The organism is Mucilaginibacter sp. NFX135 (assembly GCF_048565145.1).
Taxonomy (GTDB): domain Bacteria; phylum Bacteroidota; class Bacteroidia; order Sphingobacteriales; family Sphingobacteriaceae; genus Mucilaginibacter.
Genome location: NZ_CP183412.1, coordinates 3,149,463 through 3,170,094 on the forward strand (window position 1 = coordinate 3,149,463; position 20,632 = coordinate 3,170,094).

The following is a 20,632-nucleotide window of genomic DNA, read 5'->3' on the forward strand; positions in this document are numbered from 1 at the left end:
GCAATGGTTTCAGAAATTGAATTGATCGTATTAATTAAAGATGGGGATATCCGTGCCTTTGATGAATTTTATAAAAGAAATTGGCGTATGCTTTATCAAACGGCTTATCGCTCAACTTCATCGCAGGAGGATGCTAAAGATCTGGTACAAACGGTTTTTATCAATTTATGGAATTGCAGGCAAAACCTTAATCCCGATGCTTATACACCTTCCTATCTCTTTAAGATCCTGAAAAATAACGTCATTAATTTTTATAAACAAGATTCGGCCAGGAGAAAGAGATTAGAACAACTGCTATATTTTGATGAAGTTAATCAGTATACAAATGAAGATAACCTGATGGCCAAAGAACTTTCGGTAGTAATTGATGGGGAGATCAGCGAGCTGCCCCGGAAAATGCAGGAGGTTTTTATTTTATCACGCCGGCAGCATCTTTCTGTCAACGAAATTTCTGAAACACTTAACATTACCCCCCGCACAGTTAAAAACCAGCTTTCCAACGCCTTAAAAATATTGCGTACCAAACTGGGTATGTTTTAGTCATTATCCATAAAAATAAAAGAAATCTGGTACCAGGCTGCCTTAGTCTTGTATATAGTATCAAAACCAAAAACTGTTTAAATAACAGTTCATGTAAACTTAAAACAGATCATCATGATGCTATGGCGCAGGCCAGATCCCGACGATAAAGTTGGGGAGGAACATCTTCGGGACGAGGAAGCGATGCGTGCTGTAGAAAAAGAAATGCTCCGTAATATCCACAAGGATATTTTGGGAAGATGGTATTTCATCAAAACCACAACCGCCAGATATACCATGGCTGCTTCTTTACTGTTGATGTGCTGCTCCGGGCTTTTGTATAAAAAATTATCGGTTAATGATGATGCTAATTGGATAGTTGTATCAAGCCCCAAAGGCAATATTAAAAATATAGAGCTTCCCGACGGATCAACGGTTTGGCTTAATTCGGGTTCGGTGCTGAAGTTTCCCGAACGTTTTGGGAAGACAAGAGAGATAGAATTAGTTGACGGCGAAGCTTATTTTGATGTGAAACATGATGACAGAATGCCGTTTACGGTACATTATGGCCGTTTACATGCACGGGTATTGGGAACCGCATTTAATGTGAAATTTTATAAAAACATCAGTGATGTACGACTCTCGGTTACACGCGGCAGAGTTGAGGTAGGTAACAAATTATCAAGCTTTGGTGTGATTACGCTTGGCAAAGAGATTGTTTACGATCAAAAGGAAGGTACACATCAAATTAGACCGATTGACGCGGAAAAAGTGGCCGCCTGGAAATCAAACGAGATCAATCTGTATAGCATACCATTTGATGAATTGATAATGCGGCTGGAAAATATTTATAATGTCCAGATCGATTATGACCGTACCAGGGTAAACCATCTGACAACCACCATCCATTTTTCAAGAAATAACACTTTACCATATGTGCTTGATATCATTAAAACCATTCACCATTTGGATTATGATATAAAAGGGAAGGAGGTTTACCTGAAAAAAATGTAAACCAGTAAACCCAATAAGGCCGATACTACCTACTTAATGCTGGTAATATCGGCCAGAGTAGAAATGATGAGTTATTGGCAGGTTCCAAGCTAATCCAATAATTCATTAATAGTTTTTTTACCAAAAAACCTCGTAAAGATGATAAAAAAATATACTAAATTATTTACTTTTTTTAAGAAGGTATCAATGATGGTGATTACCACCTTATTGGTGTTTAGCCAACTTTTACACGCGAATGGTATGGCTGATCAGATAACAAATCAGCCCGTTAAAATTTCGTTTGGCAACGAGCCATTACAAAGCGCTCTGGATAAACTCGAAAAACAATCTAACGTTAAATTCTCTTATAACCCGGCCGATTTAAAAGGGTATAATGTAACATCGCATAAATTTCAAAACGAACCACTTGGCAAAGTTTTAAATTATCTGTTTGCCAAAACCCATTTATCCTTTAAAGAAATAAACTCGGGTATTATTATTTATGACAGATCTGAATCATCAAAGGCCAGCCTTCAGGTAGATAAACCAGGGGTTCGGAATGTTAATAATGCTTCTGCTGATGAAATTACAGTCACCGGGAAAGTGTCAGATTCAAATGGCCCATTACCTGGTGTTTCTGTGGGGGTAGAAGGCACTTCAAAAGGTGTTATTAGCAATGCTGCCGGTAATTATACGCTTAAAGTGTCATCAGATGCTGTGCTGACATTCTCGTCCATAGGTTATAAAAAGCAACGGATACCTGTCAATAATCAAACGGTTATTAATGTAATAATGGTATCGGACTTAAAATCACTAAACGATGTAATTGTGGTTGGCTATGGTGTACAAAAAAAATCGGATGTAACCGGTTCAATTGTATCTGTTAATGAACAGGCGCTTCGTGATATTCCGGCCTCCAACATTGGTCAGGCGTTACAGGGACAAGCCGCCGGTGTTGACATACAGAAAAGTGGTGGTAATAGCCATCCAGGTGCAACGCCCTCTATTTTGATAAGAGGTACCCGCTCTATAAATGCGTCCAACTCTCCGTTGATAGTGGTTGATGGTATCCCTTTTAACGGGAGTCTTAACGATATAAACCCAGACGATATAATTTCTTTAGAAGTATTAAAAGATGCATCATCAACAGCCATTTATGGTTCAAGAGGCGCTAATGGGGTGTTATTGGTTTCAACACGTCGCGGAAAGAAAGGTGGTACTACCGTCAGCTATAGCGGTTATGCAGGCTTTAACAAACCGATGGGAAATTATAACATCATGAATGGATCTCAATTTGAAGACTTGAAAAAGTGGGGCCTGATCAATGGAAACCCAGGTAAGTATACAGGTATTGATGACCCTGCTTTTTTAACAGATGGATCATTCGCTCCTCAGGAAGTTGCTTCGATCAAGACCGGGCGTAGTACTGATTGGCAAAAACTGATCTATAAAACAGGTTTCGTAACCGATCATCAATTAGGGGTTTCGGGCGGAAACGATTTAACACAGTATGCTATATCAGGCGGATATTATAATGAAACTGGTATCTATTTCGGTCAATCATTTGTCCGCTATTCATTAAAACTAAGTGTTGATCAGCAATTAGGTAAAAATGTTAAGATCGGCTTAAGCACTTTAAATACACTAAGCTATACCAATGGCGAAAATGCCAACCCGCTTGGACAGGCATTGAGAGCAAGTCCGCTTTCGACACCTTATGATGATGTTACAGGGAAACTGGTAGGATTTACTGCTGGTAGCGCTAATCAGGTATGGAATCCATTAGCCAATTTTGTGCCCGGCGCTGTGGTCGAAACCCGTAAAAGGTTCGGTACTTTTACCACCGCATATGCCGAAGTAAACCTGGCCCCAGGCTTAAAATACCGCTTTAATGGAGGCGCTGAAATTCGACCTGATATATACGGGAATTATTATGCCGGCGCTACTACCAATAACCTTGGCGGGGCATCTACAGCGAATAATCAAAGTACTTACAGTTACAACTATACGCTTGAAAATATTTTAACTTATGACAAGACATTTGCGCAGAAACATCATGTGAATTTTACTGGCTTATACAGCTTACAGGAAAGCCAGTCGCAATCAAATTCATTTAGTTATAACAATATCCTGTCTGATGGGGTACAATATTTTAATCCGCAATATGGATCAAATTTAAATGGATCTGGATCATATTCCAAGTGGGATATCATATCCTATATGGCAAGGGTAAATTATGGTTACGCCAATAAATATCTGCTTACTTTAACCATGCGATCAGATGGATCATCGCGCCTGGCTCCTGGTAACAAATACCATGTTTTTCCTTCAGCGGCAGCCGCATGGAATATTACCCAGGAACCGATATTGAAAGATTCAAAGGTGTTAACAAATCTTAAACTAAGGGCAAGCTATGGTACAGTAGGTAATACCGCTATTAATCCGTATCAAACATTGGGAGCCTTATCATCAGTAAATTATAATTTTGGCTCAACCAATTTAACCGGTGCCTACCCAACCAGTGTACCCAATCCAAACCTTACATGGGAATATACTTCTACTTTAAACCTGGGGCTTGATTTTGGTTTCCTTGACGGACGGATCACGGGTGCGGTTGATGCCTATCATCAATATACCCGATCATTACTGCTGCCATTATCATTACCACCAACCTCGGGCATACCAAACAGCATTTTAACCAATGTTGGGCAAACGCAAAATAAGGGGCTCGAAATAAGTTTAAGCTCCGTTAACATTGCCGGTAATGGCAGAAACACCTTTAGTTGGACAACCAGTTTTAACATCACCTTTAACCGGGGTAAAGTTACCAAACTGGCAAGCGGTGTTACACAGGATATTACAAATGGCTTGTTTGTTGGGCAGCCCATCAATGCCATATTTGATTATAAAAAGATCGGTATTTGGCAAAACACTAAGGCCGATACTGCTTTGGCTAAAAGCTTGGGTTTAACCACTACAGGTACCGGTTCTGTTATTGGTACCATCAGGGTTGAGGACGTGAATAAAGATGGCAAGATCAATGCCAGCGACAGGATTATTTTGGGATCGGATCAACCAAAATATACCGGCGGTTTTACCAACCGCATCGCTTACAAAGGTTTTGATTTTACTATAGTTGGTGTTTACCGGGTTGGGGGAACTATAACTTCAAAATTATTCCAAAGTGGTAGTTTTATCAATACATTCCAGGGTAATTATAATAACATCAACGAAGATTACTGGACACCAACCAATCATCAGAATTATTATCCAAAACCAAACTCAGCATCAACCAATACGCCGTATTCATCGCTGTTGAGCTATTTTGACGGTACATTTTTAAAAGTCCGTAGCCTTACATTAGGGTATTATATGCCCGAGGCAATTACCAAACGGATTAAGGTCAAGTCCTTAAGGGTATATGCAACGGCGCAAAACCCATTCATCCTCTTTTCGCCCTACCGGAACGAGTTTCACGGTCTTGACCCTGAAACCGCAGGATCCTTAAACGTTGATACGCCGCCAACCAAGTCATTTACATTCGGTATTAACATGACACTTTAAATTAAAATAAGATGAAAAGGATATCTATATATTTATACACCTGTTTATTTTTAGGTCTTTTAACTACAGCTTGTAAAAAAACGCTGGTAGAAGACCCAAAATCAACCCTTATACCAGCTTTTTTTACTACAACACAGGGTTTTCAGGCTGGGCTCACGGCAGCTTATGCCGGGTTCAGGACTATTTTTGGTCCAGACAGCTATTTTGAAATGGTTGTACCTGGTACCGATGAGTTTATTGCAGGTAACGATGGCAATAATGGCTTGGTAAAATACAACAGTAATTTTAATACATCCGATGGTATTGTTGCCGGCATATGGAAGAATTGTTATACCTATATTAATACCTGTAATGGGCTAATCGGTAATGCACCGTCAGGCCTTGATGCGGCTACTACGGCAAGCATGATTGGCGAGGCAAAATTTCTGCGGGCCAACTATTATTTTATATTAGTACAATCCTGGGGCGATGTAACCTTAAATAAAACATTTCAAGCCACACCAACAACCTCGGCCACAAAGTCGCCAATGGCTGATGTGTATGCTTTTATTATCCAGGATCTTAAAGATGCCATCGCAGTTCTTCCTGCCAGCCCGTTAACCAGTGGCGTACTTCCGGGTAAAGCTACAAAAGCCGCGGCTATGCACGCATTGGCAAAAGTGTATCTGGCAAGAGCAGGTTCAGCGGCCAAACAGGCAGATGATTATAAAAATGCGTCCTCTATAGCGCTTGACCTGATCAATAATGTTGCTCCTGCAGACGGCTTAAAATTGCAACAGGATTTTGCAAGTGTATATGCTGAAGGCAATGAGGCAAACAGCGAGGTATTATGGACGGTGCAGCATACCCCAACATTGGCTTATAATGGGTCGCCTACTCAAAATAATAGTGGTCCTGATAATTTATTATGCCACTTATTTGCTCCAAAATATGAAGTGCAGCCAGGTATGCAGCGCAGCACACTTTATGGGCGCCCTTATATACGCGTAGTACCTACTCATTGGCTTACCGATACGGTGTTTAAAGAAAGGTTAAATGATAAACGCTATAACAAAACGTTTCAAACAACCTGGTTATGCAATAATGCTGCTTCGGTGCCCAATTGGCCAAACCCATTGCCGGCTAGTGCTCCGGCCGGTGCTCAGCCAGGCGCACCTAAGTTTACTGTAGGTGATACCGCTATATGGATGCCAGGTTACGAAATGACGGCTGCCCAGATTGCCAAATATCGTTACCAGGTTATTCCTCCAAGCAAATATAGTATCGCGTTATCTCCGGCCATGTTCAAGTATTTTGATACTAAACGGCCAGATCAAAACTCACCATCAAGCAGGCCCATCATTATATATCGTTTGGCAGAAACCTATTTGATCGCAGCAGAGGCTTTGGTGATGGATGGCCGGGCGGCTGATGCAGTACAATATGTAAACGCAGTGCGTGAAAGGGCCGCTTATCCATCAGCTACCCCCTCAGTAATGGATGTTACCGCCGATAAGCTTACGCTGGATTTTATCCTGGATGAGCGTTCGCGGGAGTTATGTGGCGAAATGATGCGCTGGACGGATTTAGTACGTACCGGCAAACTTTTAGAACGGGTGAAGCTGCATAATACCGATGGTAAAAATAATATCAAGCCATTCCAGGTGTTGCGTCCTATTCCGCAGGCACAGATCGATGCAACAATAACCGGTACACCTTATCCTCAAAACCCTGGCTGGTAAACCAGGATTTTAAGGATGTAAATTTTAAATAAAACCTATGAATAATAGATAATAGTATGAAGAGTAAACTGTCCAGATTAATGATGACACTTACAGCGTTTGCTGTAAGTATAACGCTGTATGCCCTGAAACCTATCGGTGATGTAGTACCCGATGCCGATAACGCTGGGTTAAAGCTGCCCGATGGATTTGGGGCTTTAAAAGTAGCCGAAACAGGTGCTAAAGCACGGCATCTGGTGGTTACACCACAAGGAGATATCTACGTAAAGCTTGCGAGACCCAACAAAGAAGGGAAAGGTATTTTAGTATTGCATGAAGCTTCAAATGGTAAAGCCGAACTTAAATTGAGCTTTGGCAATTATGGTGGTACGGAGGTGGCTTTAAAAAACGGATATCTGTTTGCGTCGTCAAATACGGAAGTGTTCAGGTATAAGGTAAGCGATAAAAATGAAGTGATCAATCCAGATCAGCCTGAGAAAATTGTTACCGGTTTAAAAGCTGGGCGTCAGCATGAAACAAAGTCATTCGCATTGGATAACGATGGTAATATTTACGTGAACATAGGCGCCTGGTTTAATGCATGTCAGGAAAAAGACCGGGGTTTGCATTCACCCGGTATATCCGGTTGCCCTATTCTTGATTCCATGGGTGGAGTATGGCAATTCAGAACAGATAAGCTAAATCAAACCTATGGCGATGGTATACGATATGCAACCGGGTTGCGAAATATGGTGGGTATGGACTGGAATCAGCAGGATAACCAACTTTTTGTAATGCAGCATGGTAGGGATAACCTGAACAGTTCATGGCCCGAACTGTATACCACCAAACAATCGGCAGAATTACCGGCAGAGTGTTTATACGCTCTTAAAAAAGGAGATAATGCGGGCTGGCCTTTTATGTACTATGACCAGATACAGCATAAAAAGATACAAGCACCGGAATATGGCGGTGATGGAAAAAAAGAAGCTGACGCTAAGTATATAGATCCGGCGATGGCCTATCCTGGTCATATGGCGCCAAATGGTTTGCTTTTTTATACCGGCACTCAATTCCCGGCAAAGTATAAAAATGGGGCTTTTATAGCTTTCCATGGTTCATGGAATCGTGCACCTGAGCCACAAGCTGGTTACTTTGTGGTTTTTCAACCATTTAAAAATGGTAAGCCCGAGGGTAATTGGGAAATATTTGCTGATGGCTTTTCAGGCTCACCCGAAAAAACGGCAGCTGGTCGTGCAGATCACCGTCCATGTGGCCTGGCTCAGGGTTTAGATGGTTCGCTGTATGTTACCGATGATTCCAAAGGAACTATTTATCGCATTATCTACACAAAAAAATAATAGCCAGAATGAAAAAATATATCATGGTCATCGGCTGTCTTTTTTGTTGCGTTCCGTTACTCGCCCAGGTTAAAACAAAGGCTAAACCCAGGCATGTCGCGGGTTTAGCTTTAATAAGCGGCAAAGGCATATATGAAAAGTATTGTTTAACCTGCCATCAGGCTGATGGCGGCGGCGTACCAAACATGAATCCACCCTTGATCAAAACATCCTATGTACTGGGCAATAAAATCCGCCTGATCAAAGTGGTACTTAACGGGTTTTCGGAAAATGTTGATATCGATGGCGAATCGTACTCCAATGTGATGCCTTCACATGATTTTTTGAAAGATCAGGAGATTGCCGCTGTGTTAACCTACGTTAGGAAAAACTTTACCAATAAAGCGGGGCCTGTTACCGCGGCACAAGTAAAAGCCGTACGGGCAACTAACAAAAAGAAAGCATAATTAAAACAGATACTAACCAAAAAACAGTAAAATATGAAACCGTTTTTATACCTATTACTGATCCTTTGCTCAACTACCGTATTTGGGCAAACGAGTAATACTGAAGAGATAATCAGAAAGGTTGCGGATAATGTGATCCAGAATACCTCTTTTAAATTTATCAATACCAACACTAAAGAAAAATACGATTCAACCAAAGGTCTGGCTTTATCCCCAGATGTTAAGGTCGACAGTAAATACAATAGATGGATGTACGTAAATGGCGTATTAACCATCGGTATGATGCAAATGGCAGATGTGCTGGGCGACAAAAAGTATTCAGATTATTCGCAGCGGAACTTCGCCTTCATTTTTGATAACCTTAATTATTTTGAGGCTTTACGGAAAGCTAAAACACCAAAAGTGGAGTACGGATCAGTATTCAATATTACTAATTTGGATGCATGTGGCGCTATGTCGGCAGGCTTGTTTGATGTGGACGCCCTAGCCAACCGGAAAGATTATAAAGCTTATTTAAGCAGATCGGCCGATTATATTCTCAATAAGCAAATGCGCCTGCCCGATGGTACGCTATCCCGCCCAAACCCGCGTAATATGACACTTTGGGCCGACGATATGTTTATGAGTATCCCTTTCCTGGCACGTATGGGTAAACAAACCGGTGATAGTAAATATTTCGATGATGCCGTAAAACAGGTAGAGAATTTTAACAAATACCTATATGATCCTAATACAGGTCTGTTTTTTCATAATTATTACTCCGACGACCAGACAAATGGTGTTGGCCATTGGGGACGCAGCAATGGCTGGATAGCCATGGCTACTGTAGAGTTATTAAATGACCTGCCGGCTAATCATCCTAAGCGTGCAGAAATAATTAAATTGTTATTAAGACAAATAGTGGGGTACGCCCGCTACCAGGATCAGACCGGCCTATGGCACCAGTTACTGGATAAACCAGACTCTTATTTGGAAACTTCTGTTACAGCTATGTATACCTATGCCGTTGCTCGTGCAGTGAATCAGGGTTGGATCAACGAAAAATACATATCCATAGCTCAGGAAGGCTGGAAAGGTTTGCTAACCAGGATTACGGCCGACGGCCAGCTGCAAGACGTATGTATTGGTACCAATATGGATACAGCAATCAAATTTTACTATACCCGACCGACCGAACTGAATGATACTCATGGTCTGGGTGCGTTATTATTAGCCGGAACGGAAATGCTAAAGGTAGAAAGGAAAAAATAACCATGTACAGATCATTAAGATTCTTGTTGGTTATTATTTTTATTACATTGTTTAATTTAAGCCTGTTTGCGGCGGATGTAAATATTAGTACTTATAGCGCTGTGGGCAATGGTGTCACGTTAAATACCGATGCCATTCAAAAAGCGATAGAGGCTTGTTATAAAAGCGGTGGCGGTAAAGTCATCGTCCCTCCGGGAATATTCCTCACCGGAACTATAGCACTGAATGATAATATCACACTGGAGCTAAAAAAAGGAGCAGTTTTACTGGGTAGTACCGATGTTAACGATTATAAAAATCTTGACCCTTTTGTAGATGGCCTGGGTATTAGTGTAGGTTGGGCCCTGGTTGTAGCTGTCGATAAAAAGAATGTGGGTATTGAGGGTGAAGGTATTATTGACGGCCAGGGCTCAAAGCTAAAGGCGCAGCAAATATTAACCGATACCCGCCCGGAATCACAGCGATGGGGGCGACGCCCGTTTTTGTTACGGATGGTACGGTGTCAAAATATTTCTGTAACGGGCGTTACGTTGAATTACTCTGCCGCCTGGACATCTCATTACTTTCAATGCCAACAAGTGAATATAAAGAATGTAAAGATCGTAAGCAGGGGAGTGGCGCATAACGACGGTATGGATATAGATGGTTGTCAGCGTGTAACTATTAAAGATTGTGATGTAGTAAGCGGCGATGATGCGCTGTGTTTTAAAACAACGTCAAGCAAAATGGCCTGTAAAGATATCGTGATCTCCGGATTGCGGCTAAAAAGCGGCCAGGGGGCTATCAAGATAGGTACGGAATCTATGGCTCCGTTTGAAAACATCACCATTTCTCAGTGTTATATTTATGATACCACCAATGGCGGTATTAAGCTGCTTTCTGTTGATGGCGCACGTATTCGTAATGTCAATATCAGCGATATTACTATGGTAGAAGTAAAAACGCCCATCCTCATTCGTTTAGGTGCAAGACTCAGTGTGTTCCGCAAAGATCAGGACACACAGCAACCCATAGGTACCTTAGAAAATGTAACCATCAGAAATGTAAAGGCTAAAGCGGCCGACAATGCACAACTGATGCCACCATCGGGTATTTTATTAACGGGAATCCCCGGACATCCAATTAAAGATCTGACACTCGAAAATATCGAGATCAATCTTGCGGGTGGCGGAACAAATGAAAATGCCCGACAGGTGGTACCCGAGGCCATTGATAAATATCCGGAGGTGAAAACGTTTGGCCCTTTGGTACCGGCTTATGGTGTTTGGGCCAGGCATGTTGATGGTTTGAAGCTAAAAAATGTAAAACTTACCTTAAGCTCAAATGATCTTCGGCCAGCCTTTATTTGTGAGGATGGTAAAAGTATTGAATTGAATAACTGGATGATCCCAGTAACTACAGATGCACAAGCTATTATCAGGTTGGAGAATGTGACCGGTGCCTCCATTACAAATAATACCATCCTTGGCTCTGCCCATGCATTTGTACGTGTGGAGGGCAATGCAAGTGGAGATATTCATGTTTTGAAAAACAAACTTCCCGGAATATCAAAAAAGGTGGAACTATCAGCCGATGTGAATGCTGGTACGGTGATTTCAGACAAAGATTGATAAACATTAGTGTATCTAATATGAAAGTGAATACATACAAAGTACTATTATGTTGCCTAAGCTTGCTGTTCCCCGGCTTACTTTATGCCCAGCAGACTGTTTTGCCTGCTCAAACAGACCGCTGGGCCATTCAGCCGGATGGCAGTATTAAATGGACTGTCAATGGCAGGCTACCGCATACTGATCATATAGAAATGTCGGGCGAAAAAGTGTCTGTTTGGGTGTTGTATGGTATAGATAGCGTAGGCCGGTCATCCATTTCACGCACAGTGGTTTTTCCTACATTCAGGATGCTGCCCGATGGTACCCGAACTCATATCGATTATACTTTTCAAGACAACGAGTTGCCCCGTTTTTTGATCAACAATCGCCAGTTAAAAACCGACCTGGCCAGTGGCAAAAAATCCGGAGACCTGACCTATAATATCAAAAGTATCAGCCACAAAGGCGTTATGCGGATAGCTGCCACTTCTGGTAACCCGGCGCTGGTAAAAATAGACCGGAGTATTTTTCCTTCTGTGGATAAACCGATGGTGATTGAAAAATTTGTATTCACCAATATAACCGATAAACCGGTTAACATTACGATGGAATACATGAGACGCGAGGAAAGAACTGACAGTGCTAAAAGCAAGGTAAGGCCACATACGGTGATCATGGGTACAGTTGATCATGGCAGCAGAATGGTACAGCCGGGCGCAAATACATCGTTCTCAGTTTATTACCTGGCAACAGATTTTCCAACTCAGCCAATTAAGATTGATGCGGATGCTGAGGAGCAGGCCCGCGAAAAACGGATAAATACCATTTTAACCCCTTTACAATTACAAACACCGGATACTTTGTTGAACACGGCATTTGCATTTGCCAAGATCCGCGGAACCGAAAGTATTTACAAAACCAAGGTTGGTTATTTGCATAGCCCTGGTGGCTTAGCTTATTACGCGGCAATATGGGCTAATGATCAGGCGGAATACATTAGTCCGTTCTTTGCGTTTTCGGGTGATAGCGTTGGCAACCTATCAGCCATGAACTGCTACCGCTTGTTTGCTAAATATATGAACCCAGAGTATAAGCCCATTCCAAGCTCTATAGTTGCCGAAGGCGACGCGGTGTGGAAGGGAGCCGGCGACCGCGGTGACCAGGCTATGATTGCTTACGGCGCTTCACGCTATGCGTTGGCTTGTGGGCAACCTGATTCTGCCAAAAAATTGTGGCCGTTGATTACCTGGTGCCTTGAATACAGTCACCGCAAATTAAACGATCAGGGCGTAGTTAACTCAGATCATGATGAACTGGAAGGGCGATTCCCGGCTGGTAAGGCCAATCTGTCAACCAATAGTTTATATTATGATGCCCTGATATCAGCTAATTATCTCGGCAGGCAGCTACATCAGCCTAAAACACAAACCGACGGATACCTGAAACAGGCGGCTGAGCTTAAAAGCAATATCGAAAAATACTTCGGCGCAACCATTGATGGGTTTGATACATATAAATACTATGAAACCAATGATGTGCTACGTGCCTGGATCTGTTTACCGCTTACTATGGGGATTTTTGATCGTAGCGAAGGAACTATTAATGCTCTGTTCTCGCCCAAATTATGGACTGCCGATGGTTTGGCCACACAAGCCGGTAAAGAAACATTCTGGGATCGCTCTACTTTGTACGCGCTTCGTGGTGTATTGCAGGCCGGTAAAACCGAAAAGGCCATGGATTATCTGCGTTATTACTCGCGTAGACGGCTCCTGGGCGAGCATGTGCCTTACCCGGTAGAAGCTTACCCGGAAGGGAATCAGAGGCACCTATCGGCTGAGAGTGGGCTCTATTGCCGCATTTATACCGAAGGCTTGTTTGGCATGCGGCCAACAGGTTTTAGTACTTTTAATTGTACGCCAAGATTGCCAATTGAATGGAATAAAATGGCAATAAATAATATACATTCTTTCGGCCATATATTCGATCTTACCATATCAAGACCAAGCAAGAATAAATTGCTTATCACAGTTACAGAAGGTAATAAAACAATAAAATACAAAATAAATGATGGTGGTACACAGGCTGTACAACTATAACTAACCAATAAAAAGTAATGAGTTCAGTTTTAAAATATATAATGATGGTAACGTTGACAATCATCACCGCTCACCATGCTTTTGCACAAACCCATCAGTTAGAAAAACTTTGGGAAACCGATACAGTAGTGAGAGTTCCGGAATCGGTTTTACCCGATTTTAAAAAGGGCATTCTTTATGTATCTGAGATCGATGGAAACCCCAATGCCGTTGATGGCAAGGGCGGAGTGGCCAAAATTGGTTTGGATGGCAAGGTTATCAATCTGGATTTTACCACAGGTTTAAACGCGCCCAAAGGCTTAGGGCGATTTGACAATGAGTTATATGCGGCTGATCTGTCAGAAGTGGTAGTTATTGATATTAATACCGGTAAGGTAAAAAACAAGATAGCTATCGACAGTGCCAAAGCCCTTAACGACATTACAGTAGATGATAAAGGGATAGTTTATGTATCCGACAGCAAAACCAAAAAAATACACCGCATTGAAAAAGGAAAAGTAAGCACCTTTTTAACCAACATAGGAGGGGTAAATGGTCTTAAAGCTATAGGACCCGATCTTTATATCCTCGGAGGACAAAAATTTATAAAATCAGATAGTAAGGGAAATTTAACACCCATTACTACACTCAGTTGTGGCGGCGACGGACTTGAGCCCGTTGGCAATGGCGATTTTTTGATCACCTGCTGGTCGGGGCATATATTTTATGTAACTGCCGATGGTAAGATTGAAACTTTGCTGGACATCCAGGAAAAAAAAGTAAATACTGCCGATCTTGCCTATGATCCCCTGAAACATATCTTATATGTTCCTACTTTCTGGGGCAAAAAAGTGATGGCTTACAAACTAATAACTACCAAATAATATGGGTGGCACTAAAATTTATTCTCTTAAAAATGTATTGGTTTTGGCGGGTTTGGCAAGTGCAGGTTTCGCATCTGCACAAACACATAGCGATGATGCTAATTTAAAATTGTGGTACACTAAGCCCGCCGCTGCCTGGGAAGAGGCTTTGCCATTGGGTAATGCTACTACCGGGGCTATGGTATTTGGTGGAGTTAGCCACGAACGCTATCAACTGAATGATCATAATTTATGGTCGGGTTATCCTCAATCGTGTAATAACCCACAAGGGCCGGAATATTTACCGCAGGTGCGGAAGGCTGTATTTGATGGCGACTTCGACAAGGCAGCCGACCTCTGGAAAAAACATTTGCAGGGCCCGTACACCGCCCGTTATTTACCATTGGGCGATCTGCTGTTGAATTTTGATGTTACAGACAGCACACACTACTACCGCGACCTGAGCTTAAACAATGCGGTTTCAACCGTAAGGTACGAATCGGGGGGAGTGCACTATAAACGGGAAACGTTTATCAGTTACCTGGATAAAATAATGATGATACGCATTACGGCCGACAAAAAAGGCGCTATCAATTTTACGGCCGGCCTGCAAAGCAAGCTGCATTTTTCGGTAGCGAACGATGGTAATAGCAAACTCATATTAAAAGGGAAAGCCCCAAGCTACGTAGCCAACCGCGATTATGAACCACAACAGGTGATTTATGATGAACCAAAAGGGGAAGGAATGAATTTTCAGATCAACCTCAGAATAAAGAATATTGGTGGACAGATAAAATCTGCTAATAACCAATTACAGGTAAGTGGTGCAAATGAAGTTATACTTTATTTAACTGAGGCCACTAGCTTTAATGGTTTTAATAAATCCCCAGGTCTGCAAGGCAAGGATCCGGCGATGGAAGCTAATGCTGGTTTGCTTGCCGCATCGCAAAAAACATATGCGCAATTAAAACAACGGCACATTGCCGATTATCAACGACTGTTTAAACGGGTGAGTTTTAATCTGGGTGCTGATGCACACATGATAATGCAACCTACCGATCAAAGGCTCCGGAATTTTAGTGTAACCAATCCTGATAAGCAGTTGCAAACCCTGTATTACCAGTTTGGGCGTTATTTGCTCATAGCCAGTTCCAGACCCGGTAGTGCTCCGGCCAATTTGCAGGGTATTTGGAATGATCAGGTATTACCGCCATGGGGTAGTAATTATACCACCAACATCAATACCGAAATGAATTACTGGCTGGCCGAAAATACCAATCTTTCAGAATGCCATCAGCCTTTATTTGATTTTTTAAAAGAGCTTACCATAAACGGAGCTATTACTGCTAAAGAAAGTTATAACATTTCTGAAGGCTGGGTTGAGCATCATAACAGCGATATATGGGCCAAAACCTCTACTGTGGGTGGTTATGATCATGACCCCAAAAGCTCGGTACGGTGGTCGGCCTGGCCAATGGGGGGAGCCTGGATGAGTTTGCATTTGTATGATCATTACCTGTTTACCGGTGATAAGGCTTTTTTAAGTAAAACCGCGTATCCCATTATGAAAGGCGCCGCGCAGTTTATGCTGCACTGGCTCGTGACTGACCCTAAAACGGGCTACCTGGTAACCAATCCATCCACATCGCCAGAGAATACCATCAAAATTAATGGTAAGGAATACCTGGTCAGCATGGCCTCCACCATGGATATGTCTATTATTCGTGAGCTGTTTCAAAACTGTATCAGCAGTGCACAGGTCTTAGGTACGGATAGGGTTTTTGCAGCACAGGTAAAAGCTGCTTATGATAAACTTTATCCTTTCCACATTGGTAAATACGGACAGTTGCAGGAATGGTTCCAGGACTGGGATGATCCGGCAGATACCCATCGGCATATATCGCACCTGTTTAGCCTGTTCCCCGGCAGGCAGATCTCCGTATTTAATACACCGCAATTAGCTGCCGCTGCCAAGCAATCCATGATATATAGGGGCGATGTGAGCACTGGCTGGTCTATGGCCTGGAAAGTGAACTGGTGGTCGCGTATGCACGATGGTAATCACGCCTACAAAATATTGGGTGCAGCCTTTAACTACATGGATCCGCTGCAAAAAAAAGAACAGATGAGCGGGGGCGGTACCTATCCCAATTTGTTCGACGCGCATCCACCTTTCCAGATCGATGGGAATTTTGGCGGAACGGCCGGTATGACCGAAATGCTGCTGCAAAGCCAAAATGGTGAAATTGAAGTCTTGCCGGCATTACCAGACACCTGGGCCGATGGCAGCATCAAAGGCATTAAGGCCCGCGGTAATTTTGAGGTGGCCATCAGCTGGAAAAAAGGCAAACTGACTAATGCTTTGATCAAATCACACCTGGGCGGTAATTGTCGGTTGCGTACCCCAATCCCTGTAAAGGTGATCGAAGTAAATAGTAAAGCCGCTGTTGGCGGTAATAAAAATATATTGAATACCCCGCCTACTGTACCTCCACACCAAAAAGTTGACGGTGCTAAGCTGACGGATATCAGCTTTAATAAAGGCTATGTAATAGACTTTGCCACCGAAAAGGGCAAAACCTACACCATTATACCGCAATAATAAAATGAAGATCCTGAAGTATTTTTTATTGGTTTGCTTATGCTTAAGTTCTACAGAACTCATCTGGGCACAATCCATAATCTGGACAGAAGTTGAACCCGGGATATGGAAAGGCATAATAGGCAAGCCCGAAGAGTATAATCTGCTTAAAGTGGCTGGTGTGCAGCCATACCATGCTGGTTTACAGCAAATGCCCAAAGCTTCCTTCCCGCTGGCACAGGATGAAATTACCGGTCGGGTACTGGACGGCAAAACCTATCTTCGTTTTCCGCTGGAGAAAAAAGAGCAGATATTCGGTTTTGGTTTAAACTTTCAAACGGTATTTCAGCGAGGTAAAGTACTCGCCTTACATGTAGATAATTATGCAGGTAAGGATAATGGCCGAACCCACGCGCCTACGCCATTCTATGTTTCATCAAACGGGTATGGGGTGTTTATCAACTCGGCTAGGTATATCAATGTGTATGCTGGTACGGCTGTAAGACGTGATAGTAAAATCGCTCCAGAAGTAAAGGATAGGAACCTGGATAAAACATGGAGCTCACATCCATACTCAGACGGTGTGGAAATGCTGGTGCCCGCGGCAGGAGTGGAGATATATGTATTTGCAGGCCCTACAACTTTAGATGCTATACGACGCTATAATTTATTGAACGGCGGCGGTTGCCTGCCACCGCGTTGGGGACTGGGCTTTACCCAGCGTATGCAGCGTTTAACTGATGCGCAGGGCGTTGCTGCAGAAGCCAGGGCTTTTGAGGAAAAGGGTTATCCGCTTGATTTTATTGGTTTGGAACCAGGCTGGCAAAGCAAATCGTACCCTTGTACTTTTGAGTGGGACAAAACCCGCTTCCCTGATCCCAAATCGTTGGTGCAGAATATGCTGAAAAAGAATATCCGGCTCAACTTATGGACAAACCCCTATGTATCGCCAGAGGCCCCTCTGTATAAAAGCATTTTACCTTATAGTGGCTCACATACTGTTTGGAACGGAATTGTACCAGATATCAGTATGCCCGAAGCTCGGCAGATCTTTTTTGGCGAACTGGAAAAAGGCAAGATAGATATCGGCATTAGCGGCTATAAAATGGACGAGGTTGATGGAGGCGATAATTACTTATGGCCAGATGTCGCAGTTTTCCCATCAGGTCATGATGCCGAGCAAATGCGGCAGACCTATGGCCTCATGATGCAGCGTTACACCAGCGAAATTTATCACCAGCGTAACCAGCGTACATTTGGATTGGTACGCGCCTCAAATGGCGGAGGTTCGTCATTCCCTTATGTGATCTATAATGATTATTATGATCACCGCGACTTTATAACCGCGTTGGTGAATAGTGGTTTTGCCGGCGTATTATGGACACCGGAGGTACGTTCATCCAAAACCGGCGAAGAGTGGTTGCGCAGGTTCCAGTCCAATGTTTTTTCACCTATGGCCATGATCAATGCCTGGGCCAGCGGCACCAAACCATGGTCGTTTCCTGAAGTGGCCGAACAGGTAAAAACAATGGCTAATCTGCGCATGCAGATGATTCCCTACTGGTACAGCGAATTTGCAAAATATCATTTTGAAGGAATCCCACCTTTCAGGGCCATGTACCTGGAAGATGGGTTTACCAATACTGAGGCTAAAGGGGAAAACAAGAAATTAAATCTGGAAGAAAATCCATACGAAGAAGCGGTTACCAAAGAAGTAAAGGATCAATACATGGCCGGCGAATATTTATTAGTGGCCCCCATGTTTGCCGGGCAAACCAGTCGCAAAGTAATATTGCCGAGAGGTAGGTGGTATGATTTTTATACCGGAAAGTATGCAGGCAATGGAGAAGTGATCAGTGTAACGCCAGGGCTTGATAAAATACCGGTGTTTGTAAAGGATGGCGGGGTGATACCTATGATGCCTCCAATGCTGCATGCACCTAAAGCGGGGCAGAAAGTTGATATTGAAGTAAGATATTATGGCGATAAACCTGGTACTTACGTTCTTTATGATGATGACGGTGAAACTTATGATTATGAGAAAGGTAATTATAGTTTCCGCAAAATTAGGGTAATCAAATTAAACGGAAAACTTAAAGGTTCAATTTCTCCGACGCCTAAGGGTAAACCTGATAATGTAGGTAAGGTAATATTTAAAATGATGACAGAATTCTAAACAGACATTCATCTGCCTGTAGTTTAACCAAATTCTATCATGTAAAAGCCATCAGAGAATTCCGATGGCTTTTACATGCAAATACACAAAACCAGGGGATATGTAACCGTAATTTATATTTAAGGAATTCTTTATATACTAAGAAATTTTCCGCCGAAGATTATCAATGAAAGTTTACTTTCTGGATGCAAACGTAGATTGCCTTATGATTAAGGCATAGCTCTTTCCGAAGATCTCCCGTTGGAATTTGCTGATCCATCCCGATTATTCATAGAAAAATTTAATTTTCTCTAAAATCTTTTTTATAAATAAAAAAATTATATTTGTATAAATGAATACGTATTCATTTAATAACGGTATAAACGTGAATAAGAAAAATTACACTTCGCAGGATGTTGCAGAATTAGCTGGCGTTTCACAGTCTACTGTTTCGAGGGTTTTTGCCGGTAATACCAATGTGTCGGAAAAAAAACGAAAGAAAATATTGGATGCTGCCGAAAAATTAGAATATCAGCCGAATGCGCATGCAAGGAGCCTGATCACTCGTAAAACAATGATGATAGGCATTGTGATGCGCAATATCCGTAATCCTTTTTATTCGGCTGTTTTAGAAATATTCCATAATCGTTTATCGGCGCTGGGTTATCATTTGATATTTATCAATTCAGAGAATGAAGAAATACAGGAGAAAGAGATCACTCAGTTATTGGAGTATAATGTTGAAGGTGTGATCATTACCGATGCACTATTATCTTCATCAGCTTCGCAAAAATTTAACCGGAATGGTATCGTTGTAATTCTTTTTAACCGCTATACCGAACAACTGGAAAGCAGTGCGGTATTTTGTGATAACTATCTTGCAGCTAAACAAATAGCAGCATATTTGGTGGAGATGGGACATAAGTCATTTGCATTTATTTCGGGACCATCTGATACCTCAACCACTATCGACAGATTAAAGGGCTTTAAAGAGGTGCTGAATGAAAGAAATATAACCGATCTGATGATAGAGCCTGGTAATTATACCTACGAAAGCGGCTTTAAAGCTGCGCAGGAGTTAATGACCAAGAATAAAAATATTGACTGTATTTTTTGTGGTAACGACATTATAGCACTGGGTGTAATGGATGCCATCAGGGTTATAGGCTTAAAAATACCTGAAGATGTATCCGTAATAGGTTTTGATAATATCCGGATGTCTGAGTGGCCATCTTATTCACTAACCACCTGGGAGCAGCCGTTGGAAGAAATGGTTGACAGCACGGTGGAATTAATGCTGAAAGAGATAAGCGATAAAGATTCGGTGCCTCAGGTAGTCATGATGAAAGGGCACCTGGTGATCCGAACATCTGTAAAGGCAAAAAAAATGGCATAGTCATTTTTTTTGCCTTTTATTTTTTTGAATACGTATTCAAAAAAATAACGATAATAATAACCCATGGTATTTAACACTTTTTAACACGATAAACCACATTTATAAACCATAAAAAACCATTAAAATGAGAGAATTT

13 protein-coding genes are annotated in these 20,632 nt (G+C 42.2%); all 13 read left to right on the forward strand.

Translation table 11 applies throughout. The annotated features are described in order from the left end of the window. Nucleotides 1-3 precede the first annotated feature (3 nt). Nucleotides 4-540 (forward strand): RNA polymerase sigma factor, encoded by a 537-nt coding sequence (locus ACNURT_RS13370; protein WP_419698093.1) that lies wholly within the window; start codon nt 4-6, stop codon nt 538-540. Nucleotides 541-654: 114 nt separating this feature from the next. After that, a complete protein-coding gene (locus tag ACNURT_RS13375; RefSeq protein WP_419698094.1) occupies nt 655-1,533 on the forward strand; it encodes a FecR family protein in 879 nt (292 codons plus the stop codon). A gap of 138 nt (nt 1,534-1,671) precedes the next feature. Continuing rightward, complete coding sequence (locus tag ACNURT_RS13380) at nt 1,672-5,076, forward strand: SusC/RagA family TonB-linked outer membrane protein (RefSeq protein ID WP_419698095.1); 3,405 nt, start codon at nt 1,672-1,674, stop codon at nt 5,074-5,076. An 11-nt stretch (nt 5,077-5,087) separates the two neighbouring features. After that, a complete protein-coding gene (locus ACNURT_RS13385) occupies nt 5,088-6,797 on the forward strand; it encodes a RagB/SusD family nutrient uptake outer membrane protein (RefSeq protein ID WP_419698096.1) in 1,710 nt (569 codons plus the stop codon). 56 nt (nt 6,798-6,853) lie between these two features. Continuing rightward, entirely contained in the window at nt 6,854-8,137 is a 1,284-nt protein-coding gene (locus tag ACNURT_RS13390) for a PQQ-dependent sugar dehydrogenase (protein WP_419698097.1), read from the forward strand. Between the two features lie 8 nt (nt 8,138-8,145). After that, a complete protein-coding gene (locus ACNURT_RS13395) occupies nt 8,146-8,583 on the forward strand; it encodes a c-type cytochrome (protein ID WP_419698098.1) in 438 nt (145 codons plus the stop codon). A gap of 33 nt (nt 8,584-8,616) precedes the next feature. Continuing rightward, nucleotides 8,617-9,834, forward strand: a complete 1,218-nt coding sequence (locus ACNURT_RS13400) for a glycoside hydrolase family 88/105 protein (protein ID WP_419698099.1) — start codon at nt 8,617-8,619, stop codon at nt 9,832-9,834. Between the two features lie 2 nt (nt 9,835-9,836). Beyond that, nucleotides 9,837-11,444 (forward strand): glycoside hydrolase family 28 protein, encoded by a 1,608-nt coding sequence (locus tag ACNURT_RS13405; RefSeq protein ID WP_419698100.1) that lies wholly within the window; start codon nt 9,837-9,839, stop codon nt 11,442-11,444. A gap of 20 nt (nt 11,445-11,464) precedes the next feature. Continuing rightward, a complete protein-coding gene (locus ACNURT_RS13410) occupies nt 11,465-13,522 on the forward strand; it encodes a hypothetical protein (RefSeq protein ID WP_419698101.1) in 2,058 nt (685 codons plus the stop codon). A gap of 17 nt (nt 13,523-13,539) precedes the next feature. After that, a complete protein-coding gene (locus ACNURT_RS13415; RefSeq protein WP_419698102.1) occupies nt 13,540-14,385 on the forward strand; it encodes an SMP-30/gluconolactonase/LRE family protein in 846 nt (281 codons plus the stop codon). 1 nt (nt 14,386) lies between these two features. Then, nucleotides 14,387-16,966: a glycosyl hydrolase family 95 catalytic domain-containing protein gene (locus ACNURT_RS13420; RefSeq protein WP_419698103.1), complete on the forward strand. Its 2,580-nt coding sequence runs from the start codon at nt 14,387-14,389 to the stop codon at nt 16,964-16,966. A gap of 4 nt (nt 16,967-16,970) precedes the next feature. Further along, entirely contained in the window at nt 16,971-19,121 is a 2,151-nt protein-coding gene (locus ACNURT_RS13425; protein WP_419698104.1) for a TIM-barrel domain-containing protein, read from the forward strand. A 331-nt stretch (nt 19,122-19,452) separates the two neighbouring features. Then, complete coding sequence (locus tag ACNURT_RS13430) at nt 19,453-20,496, forward strand: LacI family DNA-binding transcriptional regulator (RefSeq protein WP_370994422.1); 1,044 nt, start codon at nt 19,453-19,455, stop codon at nt 20,494-20,496. The last annotated feature ends 136 nt before the right edge of the window (nt 20,497-20,632 follow it).